Annotated in this window: 12 protein-coding genes and 1 pseudogene; 6 read left to right on the plus strand and 7 right to left on the minus strand. The window is 68.6% G+C overall.

All coding sequences use genetic code 11. The annotated features are described in order from the left end of the window. Positions 1-605, plus strand: a pseudogene (locus I9P22_RS18540) (flavin-dependent monooxygenase QhpG); the annotation flags it as partial. Here the strand turns inward: I9P22_RS18540 and I9P22_RS18545 are convergent. From I9P22_RS18545 to capB, 3 genes are all read right to left on the minus strand, one after another. Beyond that, on the minus strand, positions 581-1,915 hold the full coding sequence (locus I9P22_RS18545) for a purine-cytosine permease family protein (protein WP_199261022.1): 1,335 nt from the start codon (positions 1,913-1,915) through the stop codon (positions 581-583). The pseudogene I9P22_RS18540 and the gene I9P22_RS18545 overlap by 25 nt on opposite strands. Before the next feature lie 75 nt (positions 1,916-1,990). Continuing rightward, entirely contained in the window at positions 1,991-4,114 is a 2,124-nt protein-coding gene (capA, locus tag I9P22_RS18550) for a caprolactamase subunit alpha (RefSeq protein WP_233253466.1), read from the minus strand. A gap of 94 nt (positions 4,115-4,208) precedes the next feature. Next, positions 4,209-5,957: a caprolactamase subunit beta gene (gene capB, locus I9P22_RS18555; protein ID WP_199261026.1), complete on the minus strand. Its 1,749-nt coding sequence runs from the start codon at positions 5,955-5,957 to the stop codon at positions 4,209-4,211. 319 nt (positions 5,958-6,276) lie between these two features. On the opposite strand from capB, the gene I9P22_RS18560 reads away from it, so the two are divergent. Both I9P22_RS18560 and I9P22_RS18565 read left to right on the plus strand, forming a co-directional pair. Continuing rightward, positions 6,277-7,236 (plus strand): AraC-like ligand-binding domain-containing protein, encoded by a 960-nt coding sequence (locus I9P22_RS18560; RefSeq protein ID WP_199261028.1) that lies wholly within the window; start codon positions 6,277-6,279, stop codon positions 7,234-7,236. Positions 7,237-7,331: 95 nt separating this feature from the next. After that, positions 7,332-7,910 carry a cupin domain-containing protein gene (locus tag I9P22_RS18565; RefSeq protein WP_199261030.1) on the plus strand — a complete coding sequence of 193 codons (579 nt, stop codon included), beginning with the start codon at positions 7,332-7,334 and terminating at the stop codon, positions 7,908-7,910. Here I9P22_RS18565 and I9P22_RS18570 read toward each other — a convergent pair. From I9P22_RS18570 to I9P22_RS18580, 3 genes are all read right to left on the minus strand, one after another. Next, complete coding sequence (locus I9P22_RS18570; protein WP_199261032.1) at positions 7,907-9,340, minus strand: NAD-dependent succinate-semialdehyde dehydrogenase; 1,434 nt, start codon at positions 9,338-9,340, stop codon at positions 7,907-7,909. The genes I9P22_RS18565 and I9P22_RS18570 overlap by 4 nt on opposite strands. Before the next feature lie 125 nt (positions 9,341-9,465). Continuing rightward, the gene (locus I9P22_RS18575; protein ID WP_199261034.1) at positions 9,466-10,623 is read right to left on the minus strand and encodes a CaiB/BaiF CoA transferase family protein; all 1,158 of its coding nucleotides are present in this window, start codon (positions 10,621-10,623) and stop codon (positions 9,466-9,468) included. After that, the gene (locus I9P22_RS18580) at positions 10,623-11,813 is read right to left on the minus strand and encodes an acyl-CoA dehydrogenase (RefSeq protein WP_199261036.1); all 1,191 of its coding nucleotides are present in this window, start codon (positions 11,811-11,813) and stop codon (positions 10,623-10,625) included. The genes I9P22_RS18575 and I9P22_RS18580 overlap by 1 nt, the downstream gene beginning before the upstream one ends. 86 nt (positions 11,814-11,899) lie before the next feature. Here I9P22_RS18580 and I9P22_RS18585 point away from each other — a divergent pair, with 86 nt between their 5' ends. After that, positions 11,900-12,814: a LysR substrate-binding domain-containing protein gene (locus I9P22_RS18585; protein ID WP_199261039.1), complete on the plus strand. Its 915-nt coding sequence runs from the start codon at positions 11,900-11,902 to the stop codon at positions 12,812-12,814. A 29-nt stretch (positions 12,815-12,843) separates the two neighbouring features. Here I9P22_RS18585 and I9P22_RS18590 read toward each other — a convergent pair whose 3' ends face one another. Beyond that, positions 12,844-14,163, minus strand: a complete 1,320-nt coding sequence (locus I9P22_RS18590; protein ID WP_199261041.1) for an MFS transporter — start codon at positions 14,161-14,163, stop codon at positions 12,844-12,846. 211 nt (positions 14,164-14,374) lie between these two features. On the opposite strand from I9P22_RS18590, the gene cyoA reads away from it, so the two are divergent. Together cyoA and I9P22_RS18600 are read left to right on the plus strand one after the other, a co-directional pair. Further along, positions 14,375-15,577 carry a ubiquinol oxidase subunit II gene (gene cyoA, locus I9P22_RS18595; protein ID WP_199261043.1) on the plus strand — a complete coding sequence of 401 codons (1,203 nt, stop codon included), beginning with the start codon at positions 14,375-14,377 and terminating at the stop codon, positions 15,575-15,577. A 12-nt stretch (positions 15,578-15,589) separates the two neighbouring features. After that, positions 15,590-15,928, plus strand: a complete 339-nt coding sequence (locus I9P22_RS18600; RefSeq protein ID WP_408635211.1) for a hypothetical protein — start codon at positions 15,590-15,592, stop codon at positions 15,926-15,928. Positions 15,929-15,996: the final 68 nt, after the last annotated feature.

The raw sequence follows: 15,996 nt of genomic DNA on the forward strand, positions 1-15,996 counted from the left end.
CGCTGGCCGATGCACCGCTGACGGGCCCGCCGCTGCTGCACGAGGCCGCGCCGCGCCTGCCCGGGCCGGTTGGCGCGCTGGACCTGCTGCGCGTCGGGGATGCCCTTGCCGCCATGGACCCGCTGTCCGGCCATGGCCAGTTCTGGGCGGTGTCGAGCGCGCTGGCCGCCGCCGCCGTGCGCCGCACCCTGGCGGCCCGGCCCGGCTCCGAATCCCTCTGCCGCCGCTTCCTGACCGAGCGCGCGCTGCAGACGAGCCTGCACCAGGCACGGATCGGCCGCGACTTCCTGCGCGCCGAGCCGCGGTTTCGCGCCGAGCCCTTCTGGGCAGCGCGGCTGGGTTTTCCCGACGACCGCCCCGCCGCCGCGCCGCCGGTAGTCCCGCACGTTGCCCCTGCCATCCTGGTCGAGGACGGGCTGCTGGCCGAGCGCGAGGTGCTGCATATACCCGGCACGCCGCAGGGCGTCGGCTGGTTCGGCAACATCCCCGCCGCCGAGGCCTGGCGGTCATGGCAGCAGGGCGGAGCCCCCGCCCTGCAGGCCCGCTGGGGCGAGGCGGGGGCGCGGATCGCCCGGCAGTTTCAGGCTGGGCCTCGGGTCGGCTGACCCAGTGCCGCGGCACGCCGGCGCAGCACCGCATAGGCCAACCCGGCAATCACGAAGGTAGCAGGGGCCGAGAAGGATGCGGCCGCGCCGCCGATGAAATGCAGCGCCAGCCCGCCGGCCGAGGCGATCAGCCAGGCCCCCAGCCCCGCGGGATTGACGGCACGGGCGCGCTGCGGGTCCTCGGGCTCGGCGTGCTCGCCGCCGGTGATATGAACCAGGGCGATGGCGACCCAGGCCACCACGAAGATCCCCTGATAGGCCAGCGCCTGCAGGATATAGGCGAAGACATCGGCCAGCATCAGCGCATAGGCGATGGCGCCGACCACGCAGGCCCAGACCCATTTCGGCAGGCGCAGGCGAAACACGGTGCGGGCGAAGCTCTCCATGTTCACGGCGGCGAGGTAATAGTTCGCGGTGTTGATCCGGGTCTGCGAGATCCAGACGAAGGCCAGCCCGGCCACGCCCATCAGCTGCACCAGCGCAAAGACCACCGAGACCTCGGAGACCCCGCCTTCGGTCGGCAGGCTGGCGGCCAGGAAGATCCCGACCAGCCCGTTGAGCAGGAAGGCCACCGCATAGAAGGGCGCGCCGAAGCTGATGGTGGCATGGAAGCCCGCATCCTCGGGGCGGCCGAAGCGGGCATAGTCATAGGTGAACATCATCAGGATCCAGACGCCCATGTAGGCGGTGAAGCAGTCCCACCAGCCGCCGGCGGGCGCGCCGCCCTCGGGGCCAAGGTTCAGCCAGGCGTCCGAATAGCCGTATTCCGCCACTGCCAGCACCACCGCCGCGACCAGCCCCAGCAGGTAGAAGGGCAGCAGCACGCCGTTGAACCTGTCCAGCCAGTTCTGGATCGAGCCGAAGATCAGCGCCACCGAATAGACCGCCACCACCAGCGCCGCCAGCGGATAGGAGATGCCGGCATATTCCCGCAGGGCGACGGCGATCACCGAGCCCTCGAACACCGCGTAATAGATCGCGGTGGCAAAGAAGATCAGCGTCGCCAGCGCCGCCCCGCTGCGCCCCAGAAGGAGGCGCGAGAACAGCGAGACGCTGAGCCCGGTGCGGATCGCGTGCCGCACCAGCACCGCGTTCACCGCCGCATAGGCGAGGACCGACAGCACCAGCCCGATGATGGCGTTCCTGGCACCATAGGCCAGCGCCAGCGAGGCGGCGATGACCAGGTAGAACATGGCCGAGCAGACCGACCACCAGGCCATGGTCAACGGCAGCCGGCCCATGCGCTGGTCGCGCGGCACCGGCCGGTCCGAGAATTCCAGTTCTTCCGAATTGTCCAAAGATCCAGCCATGGCTGAAACTCCCCTGTTGGTTCTTGTGATTTGTTGGGATGGGCGGGGCCTCGCGCGGCCCCGCCGCGGCCTTGGTCAGGCCTCGGCCAATGCCGCGGCCCTTTCGGGCGCAGCGCCGGCGCCGCTGGCCACGGTCACGACATAGACGCCGTTCTGGTCCAGTTCGGCGACCCAGCCCGGCTCGATGACGATGGTGGTCGTCACCTCCTGGATGACCGCCGGGCCGGTGACGACGTCGCCCGCGCCCAGCTTCGCGCCGTCATAGACCAGGGTCTCGTGCTTGCGGCCCGAGGCGTCGAAGATCATCTCGCGCGTGCCCGACCGCGCCGCATGCGCCCCCTGCCCCACGGCGATGCGCATCCGCACCGGCCGCTCGACCGCGCCCGAGATGGCGCTTTCCACGTTCACCACCTCGACCGGGCTGTGCGGCTCGGCATAGGTGTAAAGCTCCTCGTGGCGGGCATGGAAGGCGGCCTTGAGGCGTTCCAGCGCCGCCTCGTCGATCGGGAAGGGATCGACGCTGACCGTGCATTCATGCACCTGCCCGACATAGCGCATGTCCAGGCTGCGGCGGATGCCGATCCGGTCGGGGGCGAAATCATCGGCCAGCAGATCGGCGCGGCCCTTGTCCTCGAGCCGGGCGAAGGTCTCATCCAGCCGCCTGGCCGCCTCGGCCCCTTCCAGCCGCGCGGCGATGGGGGCCATGTAGTTGTATTTCACGTCCGAGATGATCTGCCCGAAGGCGCAAAGCCCCGAGGCGAGCTTGGAGACCAGCACCTTGCCGATGCCCATCTCGCGCGCCAGCGCGGTGATATGCGCGCCCGTGGCGCCGCCGGCGCAGTTCAGCACGAAGTCGCGCGGGTCGTAGCCGCGCTCGACCGAAACCCGGCGGATCGCGTTCACCATGTTGTTGTTGACGATGGTGAACATGCCATAGGCCGCGGTCTCGACGCTGATGCCCAGGGGCTCGGCCAGATGCTTGCGGATCGCCTCGCGCGCCTTCCCGACGCTGAGCGGCAGGCGGCCGCCGACCAGCCCCTGCGGGTTCAGGTAGCCCAGCACCAGGTTCGCGTCGGTCGTGGTCGGCCGCTCGCCGCCCTTGCCATAGCAGGCCGGGCCGGGTTCCGAGCCGGCCGATTGCGGTCCCATCTGCATCAGCCCCATCGAGTCGATCCAGCCGATCGAGCCGCCGCCCGCACCCAGGGTTTCCACCTGAATCATCGGGATACCAATGCGATAGCGCAGGAAGTCGATGTTCTTTGACACATTGGCCTGGCCGTCGCGGGTCAGGGTGATGTCGAAGCTGGTGCCGCCCATGTCGACGGTGATGATGTCCTCAAGCCCGTAGGGCTCGCCCAGATAGAGCGCCGCGCGCGGCGCCGAGGCGGGGCCGGAATTGATCGCATAGACCGACTGGTCCGAGACCACCGACCCCAGCGCCAGCCCGCCGTTCGACTGGAAATAGCGCACCGGCTGGCGCGCGCCGAGGCCTTGGAAATAGCCGTCCACCGCCTGCACATAGCGCGACAGGATCGGCGCCAGATAGGCGTTCACCACCGCGGTCGAGGTGCGGGTATATTCGCGCAGCTGCGGATAGAGCTGGCTGCCGACGGTCAGCGGCACGCCCGGCATCATCTCGCGCACGATCTCGGCGGCGCGGAGTTCGTGATCGGGGTGCAGCACCGACCAGACGAAGCTGATCGCCACCGATTCGACGCTCTCGCGCAGGAAATGCCGGCAGGCCTCGCGCACCTCCTCCTCGTTCAGCGGCGTGTAGACGGCGCCGGTCGAGATCACCCGCTCGCTGATCCCGCGCCGCAGGTAGCGCGGCACCAGCATGGTCGCGGGCGGATAGTCCGGGTCGTAGCGATAGCCGTCCTCCTTGTGGCCAAGGCGGATCTCGATGCTGTCCTCGTGGCCCTTGGTGGCGATCAGCCCGGTCCTGGCGCCGGTATGGGTGATCAGCGCATTGAGCCCGACCGTGGTGCCGTTGATGCAGAGATCGGCGTTCGAGACGAGGTCGCGCGGGCCGATGCCCGTCTCCTCCTCGATCACGGCAAGACCGTTGCGAATGGCCAGGGTCGGGTCCTGCGGGGTGGAGAGCGCCTTGAAGATGCGCAAGCCCCCCTCGCGGTCGGCGAGGATGAAATCGGTGAAGGTGCCGCCGGCGTCGATGCCCAGGCGATATTGGTGTTTCATGGCGGGTTCCATCTTTGGCTGCGGGTCGCGGGTCCGGCGCCGGGGGCTTCGCGCCCCCGGACCCCCGCGGGGTATTTGGAAAACGGAAAGGGCCTTACGCGGCGCGCAGGGCGGCGGTGGCGGCGTGATCGACGGCGAGTGTCGCGGCATCGGCGATGACCACACCATAGTCGAGCCGGGCGCCTTCCAGGCTGACGAGGCCATTCCTGACATCCTCGACCACCTTCTCGACCGGGCGGGCATAGGGGTCGCCGTAGCCGCCGCCGCCGGGATTGCGGTTCGCGGCGCGCTCGCCGGGCTGGATGGTCTCGATGACGTTTTCGGTGATGACCTGCGTCTCGCCGCCCCGCGTCACCTCCAGCCGGCCGACCTTGGGCGGGATCAGGGTCGAGCGGGCGCCGGCCGCGCCCATGGCCGGGATGCGGCGGCCCTCGCCGAAGGTGACGAGCGTCATCGGGCTGTCCAGCGGCTCGACCTCCCAGCAGGTGCCCGAGCCGCCGCGGAACTGGCCGGCACCGCCCGAATCCTGCATCAGGGAATAGCGGTGGATGATGATCGGATAGCTGTGCTCCAGCATCTCGATATCGCCCGAGGTCAGCGCGCCGAAGCAGCATTCCGGCCCGCAGGCATGCCAGCCGTCCTGGCTGGCCGTGGCCCCCGCCCCCGAGATGATCGAGGCCAGCACCATGGTCACATATTCCTCGTCGTGGCGCTTGTCCCAGCCGGCGATGTTGCAGCCATTGGCATGGCCCCAGCTGGCCGAGACCTTGGCCGGCGCCGCCTGTTCGAAGGCGAGCCGCACCGCGTCGGTCAGCGTCTCCATCGGCGTGGTGGTGCAGTTCATGTGCGGCGCGGGCGATTTCGCGTTGCAAAGCGTGCCCTTGGGGCCCATGTCGGTGGTCACGCAGCGATAGAGCCCCTCGTTATAGGGCGGCGGCAATTGCGCAAACATCATCAGGCCCAGATAGACGCCGGAATGGCTGTTGCCTTCGTAGCTGTTGATGAAATAGGGCACCTGCGGCGGCGAGCTGATGGCGATGTGGCAGCCGTCGCCCCGGATCGTCACCGTGGCGGTGATGTCCATGTCGCCGAAGCCGTGGCCGGCATCCTCGAGCACCGCCGTTCCGGTATAGGTGCCGTCCGGGACCTGGGCGATGAGCTTGCGCATATGCGCCTCGGCCATGTCCAGAAGCTCGGCGATGCAGTCCTGCACCACCTGTTTGCCGTATCTGTCCATCAGCCGGACCAGGTTGCGGGCACCGACCTGGCAGGCGCCGATCAGGGCGTTGAAGTCGCCCTCCTGATCCCGCCGCGCGCGCATGTTGGTCAGCAGCAGGTTCATCACGTCATGGCGCGGCTTGCCGCGATCCCAGAGCTTGACCGGCGGGATGCGCAACCCCTCGGCATAGATCTCGGTCGCGTTGGGGTTGTAGCCGGCCGGGACCGGGCCGCCGACATCGGTCAGGTGGCCCTTGCAGACGGTCCAGAACACCAGCTCGCCCTGGTAGAAGACCGGGTAATACATGCAGGTGTCGATGATATGGCTGCCGCCATAGGCCGGGTCGTTGTGCAGGATCAGGTCGCCCTCGTGGATGTCGCCCTGGAAGAATTTCGCCACCGATTTCATCGCCGGGATCAGGCTGCCGAGGTGGATGGGGATGTCCTGGCCCTGCAGGATCATCTCGGGCGTGTGGTTGAAGAGCGCCGTCGAATAGTCATGCGCGAGGTTGAAGACCGAGCTGCGGGCGGTCTGTTCCAGCGTCAGCGTCATCTCGCGCTGCGTGGTCTCGAGCACGCCGCGCACCACCGAAAGCGTGATGGGGTCGGGTTTGGGTCGGGTCATGGCTCTTTCCCTGTCTGGGCCGCATGGGCGCACGTCAGGGCAGGCCGCGAGGCGGGCGACGCCGGTCATGCCGATCTCCCTGACGTGCCGTCTTGCGCGGCATCTTTTCGTGCCTGCCATGGTGCGCCGCGCCGGTGGGCCGGTCTTGGCGGCGGCTGCGCATAAACTTGTCGGCCAGCGCAGTGCCGGCGCAGACTTGTCGCTGCGCGCAGGAAAACTTGCCTGAGCGCGCAGCCTGCGCGGGCGCGCGCGAGAATCCTTTTGCCCGAATGGTGCGCCCGGGTTACGAATCGTCCATGTCTGTGCGTGGAGGCGCCGCATGGTCCTGGAAAGCTACAGCACGGCCGCGACCGCCCCGCCCGAGCGCGCGGCGCATTGGTCCGCGATCATTGCCGATACCTATTTCCCGCTGCAGCTGAGCTATCGCGACCCGGCCACCTTCCAGGGCCGTCTGGAGCGGCGCAGCGCCGGCCCGGTTTCGCTGTCGCGGCTGCGCACCGAGCCGGCCTGCTACGAACGGGTGCCGGGCCTGATCCGCCATGGCGAGGCCGAGGAATACCTGGTCACCATCCCCAGCGCCGCGCCGGTGCTGTTCCGGCAGCTTGGCCGCGACGTGACCTGCGGGCCGGGCGGCTTCCTGCTGGAGCGCGGCGACGCGCCCTATCGCTTCGCCTACGAGGCCAGGAACGACCTGCTGGTGATGAAGATCGCCCATCGCGCGCTGTCCGAGCGCCTGCGCCAGCCCGACCGGCTTTGCGCCACGATCTTCGACGGAAGGCAGGGGCTGTGCGGGCTTTTCGCCGAGACGGTGCGCCGCGCCCATGCCATGCCCGAGGATGCCGGGGCCGCCGAGGTGCTGGGCCGTCATCTGATCGAATTGCTGGCCCTGGCCCTGGACCGCCAGGCCGAAACCGACAGCGGCGCCGGGACGGCGATCCGGGCCGCGCATCTGCAACGGGCGCAGCAGGCGATCCGGCGCGAGATCCGCGATCCCGCGCTGTCACCGGAAGGCGTGGCCCGGGCCTGCGGCATCTCCAAGCGCTATCTGCACGACCTGTTCAGCGAAACCGGCACCACGGTCGCGCAGCATATCCGCGAAACCCGGCTGCAGGCCGCGCGTGACATGCTGCAGATGCCGGGCGACCTGTCGCTGGCCGGCATCGCCTATCGGCTGGGCTTCTGCGACCAGGCCCAGTTCTCGCGCCAGTTCCGCGCCTTCTTCGGCCAGACCCCGCGCGACTATCGCAAGGCCTGCCGCGAGCGGCAGGGGCTGGGATAGGACGGGCAGCATCCTGCGCGACCGGGCCGGGCATCGGAACTGGCGGCAGGCCCGCTTTGGCACTAGGATGCCCGAGAACCGCAAGCGGGGGACGGATGCAGGATTTCGACGTCGGCGCAAGGCTCAGGGAATTGCGCAGCGCGGCCGGGCTTTCGCAGCGGCAGCTGGCCGAGGGCTCGGGGGTGCCGCATGGGCAGATCTCGATGATCGAGACCGGCCGCAGCAGCCCCTCGGTCGCCTCGCTGCGCAAGATCCTGGGCGGTCTGGGCGTGACCATGTCGCAATTCTTCGAGCCCGATAGCGGCTCCAGCGGCGCGGTCTTCTTCACCCCGGCCGAGCTGCGCGACCTGACCTCGCGGCTTTATTCCACCTTCGAGGGGCCGGCCGGCCGCATGAGCCTGCGCCAGGTCGGCGACGCCCGCGCGCATAACCTGCAGATCCTGCACGAACGCTACGAGGCCGGCGCCGATACCGGCGAGACCATGCTGCAGCATCACGGCAGCGAGGGCGGCATCGTCATCTCGGGCGAGATCGAGCTGACCGTGGGCGGCGAGACCCGCATCCTCAAGGCCGGCGACAGCTTCCTGTTCGCCTCGAACCAGCCGCACCGCTTCCGCAACGTCTCGGGTCGCGAGGCGGTGGTGGTCAGCGCCTGCACGCCGCCCTATCTCTAGCCCTTGCGGGTGATGAAACGGGTCTGCAGATAGGCGCAGATGGCCTCCGAGCCGCCCTCGGTGCCCATGCCGGAATCGCCGATGCCGCCGAAGGGCAGTTCGGGCAGCGACAGGCCGATATGGTTGACCGTCAGCATGCCGGCGCGGATCTCCTCCTGCAGGCGCTGCATCCGGGCCGAGGACCGGGTCCAGCCATAGGCCGCCAGGCCATAGGGCAGCCGGTTGGCCTCGGCGAAGGCCTCGTCATCCTGGCGGAAGCGGTTGACGATGGCGATGGGGCCGAAGGGCTCCTCGTTCATCACCGCCGCCTCGGGCGGCACGTCCAGCAGCACGGTGGGCGCGAAGAACCAGCCCTCGTTGCCGATGCGCTGGCCGCCGGTGGCAAGCCGGGCGCCGCGTTCCAGCGCGTCGCGGATCAGCCGCTCGATGGCGGGAATGCGGCGTTCGTTGGCCAGCGGTCCCATCTGGCTGGCGGGATCGCTGCCGGGGCCGAGCCTTGCCTGGGCCATGGCCTGGACGAAGCTTTCGGTAAAGCGCTCCGCGACCCCGTCCTGCACCAGGAAGCGGGTGGGCGAGATGCAGACCTGGCCGGCATTGCGCAGCTTGGCCGCGGCCATCGCGGCCGCCGCCGCCTCGACATCCGCATCGTCGAAGACGAGGACCGGCGCATGGCCGCCCAGTTCCATGGTGGCGGGCTTCATGTGCAGCCCGGCCAGCGCCGCCAGCTGCTTGCCGACCGGGGTCGAGCCGGTGAAGGACAGCTTGCGGATCGCCGGATGCGGGATCAGGTAGCCCGAGATCTCGGCCGGATCGCCATAGACCAGGTTCAGCACCCCCGCCGGCAGGCCGGCATCGACGAAACAGCGCGCCAGCGCGGCCGGCGAGGCCGGGGCTTCCTCGGCCGCCTTGACGACGAGGGTACAGCCCGCCGCGAGGGCGGCCGAGATCTTGCGCACCGCCTGGTTGATCGGGAAGTTCCAGGGCGTGAAGGCGGCAACCGGGCCCAGGGGCTCGCGGACCGTCAGCTGCGTGACGCCCGGTACGCGGGCCGGGATGACCTGGCCGTAGCTGCGCCGCGCCTCTTCGGCGAACCATTCGATGATCTCGGCCCCGGCCATGATCTCGGCGCGGGACTGGTCGAGTGGCTTGCCCTGCTCGGCCGTCATCATCGCCGCGATACCGTCCACGCGGCTGCGCAGCAGCTGGGCGGCCGCGCGCATCAGGTCCGAACGGTGCAGGGGCGAGTTGCGGCCCCAATCGGCAAAGGCGCGATGGGCGGCCTGGACGGCGGCCTCGAGATCGGCGATGCCGGCATGGGCGACGCGGCCGATTTCGGCGCCGGTCGCGGGGTCGAGCACCGGCAGGCTGCGCCCGTCAAGCGCCGCGCGCCAGCTGCCGTCGATCAGGAGTTGCGTGTCGGGATAGGTCATCGGTCCTGCCTTGCTGGAACGGGATGGCGGCGCCAGCGGCCGGGGGCCCTGCCCCCGCGCCATGCGCGTCCCTCGACGGGACGCGCATGGCGCTCCCCCGGGGTATTTGGAAAACGGAAAAGGTCTCAGGAAAGGTCACGGGGGGCGAAGTGCCAGGTGCCGGCGCCAAGCGCCGGGGCGGCACGTTCGGTCTGAAGCCGGCTGTGCGAAAAGCGCATCGGGCTGCGCAGGCCGGCAATGCCCTCGGGCGCGATTTGCAGGCCGCGGGCGAGGACTTGGGGGTCCGCGAGCGCCTCGGCCACATCATTGACCGGGCCGGCGGGGACGCCCGCCGCTTCCAGCGCCGCGATCAGCGCGCTGCGGCTGAAGCGGCGCGTGGCCTCGGCCAGCAGCGGCACCAGCCGGGCGCGGTTCGCTACCCGGGCGGGATTGGTGGCGTAATCGGGATCCAAGGCCAGATCCACCCGTTCCAGCACCCGGCAGAGCGCTGCGAATTGCCGGTCATTGCCGCAGGCAACGATCAGGTGCCCGTCCGAGGCCGGGAACAGCTGATAGGGCACGATGTTCGGATGGGCATTGCCCAGCCGGTGCGGCACGGCGCCGCCCAGCAGGTAATTCGTCGCCTGGTTGGCCAGGACCGCGACGCCGCAATCCAGCAGCGACAGGTCCAGGTGCTGCCCCAGGCCCGAGCGTTCGCGCTCGGCCAGGGCGGCCTGCACCGCGATCACCCCGTAAAGCCCCGTGAAGATGTCGATCCAGGCGACGCCGACCTTCTGCGGCTCGCCCCCGGGATCGCCGGTCAGGTCCATGATGCCCGACATGCCCTGGATCAGGAAATCATAGCCCGGCTGCGCCGCCCGGGGGCCGTCCTGGCCGAAGCCGGTGATCGAGGCATAGACGAGGCGCGGGTTGCGAGCCGACAGGCTGGCATGGTCGAGGCCGAATTTCCGCAGCCCGCCCAGCTTGAAATTCTCGATCAGCACGTCGGCCTCGTCGATCAGCCGCTTGAGCCGCTCCAGATCCTCCGGATCGTTGAAATCGCAGACCACCGAGGTCTTGCCACGATTCGCAGCGTGGAAATAGGCGGCCACGGTCTCGGTCGAGCCGTCGGGGCGCGGCCGCTCGATGAAGGGCGGGCCCCAGCGGCGGGTGTCATCGCCCTCGGGCGCCTCGACCTTGATCACCTCGGCGCCCAGATCGGCCAGGGTCTGGCCGATCCAGGGACCGGCAAGGATGCGGGCCAGCTCGACGACCCGCAACCCTTTCAGCGGCGCGGCGGACATCAGCCGAAGGCCTGGATGCCGGTCTGCGCCCGGCCAAGGATCAGCGCATGCACATCATGCGTACCCTCGTAGGTGTTCACGGTTTCCAGGTTCTGGGCGTGGCGCATGACGTGATATTCGATGGAAATGCCGTTGCCGCCATGCATGTCGCGGGCCATGCGGGCGATGTCCAGCGCCTTGCCGCAATTGTTGCGCTTGACGATGGAGATCATCTCGGGCGCCATCCTGCCCTCGTCGAACAGCCGCCCGACGCGCAAGGACGCCTGCAGCCCCAGCGCGATCTCGGTCTGCATGTCGGCAAGCTTCTTCTGGTAAAGCTGCGTCGCGGCCAGCGGCCGGTTGAACTGGTGGCGATCCAGCCCGTATTGGCGGGCGCGGAACCAGCAATCCTCGGCCGCGCCCATGGCGCCCCAGCTGATGCCGTAGCGGGCGCGGTTCAGGCAGCCGAAGGGGCCGCCCATGCCCTCGGTGCCGGGCAGCAGCGCATCCTCGCCGACCTCGACATCCTCCATGACGATCTCGCCGGTGACCGAGGCGCGCAGGGACAGCTTGCCCTCGATCTTCGGCGCCGACAGGCCCTTCATGCCCTTTTCCAGCACGAAGCCGCGCACCTTGCCGCCATGCGCATCCGACTTGGCCCAGACCACGAAGACATCGGCGATGGGCGCGTTGGTGATCCACATCTTGGCGCCGTTCAGCACATAGCCGCCCGCGATCTTCCTGGCGCGGGTCTTCATCCCGGCGGGGTCCGAGCCAGCATCGGGCTCGGTCAGGCCGAAGCAGCCGATGAATGCGCCCGAGGCCAGTTTCGGCAGGTATTTCTGCTTCTGCGCCTCGCTGCCATAGGCCTCGATCGGATACATCACCAGCGAGCTTTGCACCGAGGCCATGCTGCGATAGCCGGAATCGATGCGCTCGATCTCGCGCGCCACCAGACCGTAAGCGACGTAAGAGGCGCCGACGCCGCCATAGGCTTCGTCCACGGTCACGCCCAGCAGGCCGGCCGCGCCCATCTCGCGAAAGATCTCGGGGTCGGTGGTCTCGTTCAGATAGGCATCCTTGACGCGGGGGGCCAGCGACGCCTGCGCGAAGGCGGCGGCGCTGTCGCGGATCATCCGCTCTTCCTCGGTCAGCTGGTCCTCCAGCAGGAAGGGATCGTTCCAGGTGAAGGCGGCGGGTTTCTGGGCCATGGCTCACTCCTCTGTTGCCGTCCGTTCTAGCCCAGGCGCAGCCGGAGTGCTAATGATGAGTGATCCGCAGTTCATGAGTTTCGGGAATGAACAAGCCGCCCCGCCCCAGCTATACCCCCAGCATTCAGGAACTGCGCGCATTGGTGTTTTGCGCCGAGACCGGCTCGGCCTCGCGCGCGGCCGAGATGCTGAACCTGACGCAAAGCGCGGTCAGCCGCTCGATCCGGGCACTGGAGGAGCGGCTGGGGGTGCGGCTGTTCCGCCGCGTGCGCCAGCGGCTGATCCTGTCGGATGCCGGGCGGGCACTGGTGCGCGATTCGCGCCAGATCCTGGACCGGCTGGAAAACTCGGCGCGCATGGTCATGGCTTTTGGCGGCGGGGGCGACGTGCTGCGGCTGGCGGCGCTGCCGACCTTTGCCGCGACCTGGCTGATTCCGCGGCTGCCGGATTTCGCCCGGCTGCATCCAGAGGTTTCGATCGACCTGACCGCGGCGCTGGCGCCGGTGGATTTCGAGGACAGTCCCTTCGACGCCGCGCTGCAACGGGCCGAGCTTGCCCGCCCAGGCAGCCGGATCACGCCGCTTGTCGACGAGACGCTGATCGTCGTCGCCTCGCCCGGGCTGGTCCCGGCCGGACAGACGCCCGGGGCCGACGATCTGGCCCGCTATCCGCTGATCCAGCAGGCGACGCGACCCGGCCTGTGGAGCGACTGGTTCGCCATGGCGGGCAGCGACGCCCTGGACCGGTTGCGCGGCCCGCGGTTCCAGCATTTCGACATGGTGATCGCCGCCGCCCAGGCCGGGCTGGGCATCGCGCTTCTGCCCGACATCTTCGCCGCGGCGGCGCTGCGGGCAGGCACGCTGCGCCAGGTCAGCCCGCTGCGCCTGCCCGGGCGCTGGCCCTATGGCCTGATCCGCCCGCAGGGCGAGGACAGCGCGGCCCTGGCGGCTTTCGCCGATTGGCTGGAGCGCATTGCCGAAAACGAAGGCGCCCGGGGCTGAGCCCGGGCGCGCTTCGCGATGGCGGCGGCTCAGGCGCCGCCCTTGAACTCCATCCGCCCGGCCAGCAGCACGGCGACGGTCGAGCAGACCGCGCCCGACAGCAGGTAGAGGCCGGCGGCCGGCAGCCCCAGCCAGGCCGAGAGCAGTAGCGCCGTCAGCGGCGCGAAGCCCGCCCCGAACATCCAGGCCAGGTCCGAGACGATGGCCGAGCCGGTATAGCGGTTGCGCGCCCCGAAAAGCGAGCCGACCGCCCCCGATGACTGGCCGAAGCTGAGCCCGAGGATGAAGAAGCCGGCGATCATGTAGACCAGCTCGCCGGTCTTGCCGGCCGAAAGCAGCAGCGGCGCCAGGATGGCGAAGCCGCCAATCAGCAGCGCGCCGATCAGCAGCAGCCGCTGCCGGCCGATGCGGTCGGCCAGGAAGCCGGACAGCAGGATGGCGGCGATCCCGGCCAGCGCGGCGACGGCCTCGATCACCAGGAAGCTGACCAGCGTCTCGTTGGTGTAAAGGAAGATCCAGGACAGCGGATAGACCGTGACCATGTGGAACATGGCAAAGCTTGCCAACGGCACGAAGATGCCCAGCAGGACCGTCGGCCCGTCCTCGGCCAGGGTGGTGCGCAGTCGGGTGGGCTGCAGTTCGCGCGATTCGAAAAGCTCCTGGAACTCGTCGGTGGCGACGATGCGCAGGCGCGCGAACAGCGCCACCACGTTCACCGAGAAGGCGACGAAGAACGGATAGCGCCAGCCCCAGCCAAGGAAATCCTCGGCCGAGAGGTTCGCGGCCAGATAGGCGAACAGCAGGCTGGCGACGATCAGCCCGATGGGCGCGCCAAGCTGCGGCACCATGGCGTAGACGCCGCGCCGGCTTTTCGGCGCGGTCAGCGCCAGCAGCGAGGGCATGCCGTCCCAGGCACCGCCAAGCGCCAGCCCCTGGCCGATGCGCAGCACCGCCAGGATGACGACGGCCCAGTAGCCGACATCCTCGTGGCTGGGAATCAGGCCCATGGCGACGGTGGCCGTCCCCATCAGGAACAGCGCGGCGGTCAGCTTGCTGACCCGCCCGTGCCGGCGGTCGATGGCCATGAACAGCGCGCTGCCCAGCGGCCGCACAACGAAGGCCAGCGCCAGAAGCGCAAAGGACATGAGCGTGCCGGTCAGCGGATCGGTGAAGGAGAAGATCCGCTGCGGGAACACGATCACCGAGGCGATGGCGAAGACGAAGAAATCGAAGAACTCGGAGGTGCGCCCGATGATCACGCCCACGGCGATGTCGGAAGGCGACACCCGATGGAGCGGCGAGGCAGAGGCGGAAGGGCCGGCATGGGCCGAAGGGGAAGTGCTCGACATGGCAGATGGTTTCGATCTGATCCAGATTCCTGCCGGGCCTCGACGGTCGTCACCCGGCGTCCTGCCCCCTCCCTGCCGCAAAGCGAGGGCGCGCAGCATAGGGCAAAACGTCGCATGTCGCCTTGATCCAGATCAAGGTAACCAGCCCCCACTTGCCCGGCGCATTTCCGACTCGCTTCGTCGCGCCATCCACGGGACAGCAGGTAGTCCAATGAAAAGAAAACCAAAATTCACTCGCCTTGCCTGGCTTTCGTTTCTGATCCCGCTTGCCGCCTGCAAGGCCGAGGTGCTGCTGCCCGCCGGCGACGTGGCGGCACGCGAGCGCGATCTCCTGGTGACATCGACGCTGCTGATGCTGCTCATCATCGTGCCGGTGATGGGGCTGACGGTGTGGTTCGCCTGGAAATATCGCGAACGCAACCGCGATGCCGACTATCGCCCGGACTGGGATCATTCGACCAAGCTGGAATTCGTGATCTGGGCAGCGCCCTTGCTGATCATCATCTCACTGGGGGCGCTGACCTGGGTCGGCACGCATCTGCTTGATCCCTATCGCCCGCTGGACCGCATCTCCAAGGACCAGCCTGCCCCGCGCGAGATGCAGCCGCTGCGGATCGAGGTCGTGGCGCTCGACTGGAAATGGCTGTTCATCTATCCCGAGCAGGGCATCGCCTCGGTCAACCAGATGGCCGTGCCGGTGGACCGCCCGGTCGAGTTCACGCTGACCTCCTCCTCGGTGATGAACGCCTTCTACATCCCGGCCATGGCCGGCATGGTCTATGCCATGCCGGGGATGCAGACCAAGCTGCATGGGGTCTTCAACAATCCCGGCGAATACAAGGGCATCGCCTCGCATTATTCGGGCCACGGCTTCTCGGGCATGCATTTCAGGGCGTTGGCCACCGACCCGGCCGGCTTCGACGCCTGGATCGCCAAGGCGCGCGCGGCCGGCGGCACGCTGGACCGCCCGCGCTACCTGGAACTCGAGGCGCCCAGCGAGAACGTCCCGCCCATGACCTTCGCCGAGGTCGACTCGCAGCTTTACCCGCGCATCGTCAACATGTGCGTCGAGCCGGGCAAGATCTGCATGGCCGAGATGATGGCGCTGGACGCCCGGGGCGGCACCGGGCTGGCCGGGACGATGAACGTGACCCAGCTGACCTATGACAAGCACGAACGCCGCGGCGCGCGCGCGCCGGTGCTGGGCTGGCAGCCCTTCCAGGTCGCCTCGTTCTGCACGCCCGAGGAAGCGGCGCTGATGTTCGGCACCATGCCGGGCGTGGCACCCGAGCGGGTGGACATGACGCCACTGCGCGGCCTGGCGATGACGCCGCCCCGGCCCTTCCGCCTTACGCATGAAAACGACGTCACGCTGCTGGAAGCCGCCCAAGGCGGCGCGGCGCGGAATTTCTGATCGGACGCACGCATGGTTACGCCTTCCAACGAAACCACCTTCCTTCTGGGCCGCCTGAACTGGGACGCGATCCCCAAGGAGCCCATCGTCTGGGCCACCTTCGTCGCCGTCGCCCTCGGCGGGGTCGCGCTGCTTGCGGTGCTGACGAAATACCGGCTCTGGGGCTATCTCTGGAAAGAATGGTTCACCTCGGTCGATCACAAGAAGATCGGCATCATGTACATCATCCTGGCGCTGGTCATGTTCGTGCGCGGCTTTGCCGATGCGATCATGATGCGGCTGCAGCAGGTCTGGGCCTTCGGCGGCTCCGAGGGCTACCTAAACGCGCATCACCCCACATTCTCCAAGTAAGTCGCTGATTTCGCTGTCGTAATCGTGATATTTCGCATATAAATCATGGCGTTGACGGCTGCGAGGGG

Origin of the sequence: Paracoccus binzhouensis, from assembly GCF_016446475.1 — a bacterium.
GTDB lineage: Bacteria > Pseudomonadota > Alphaproteobacteria > Rhodobacterales > Rhodobacteraceae > Paracoccus > Paracoccus binzhouensis.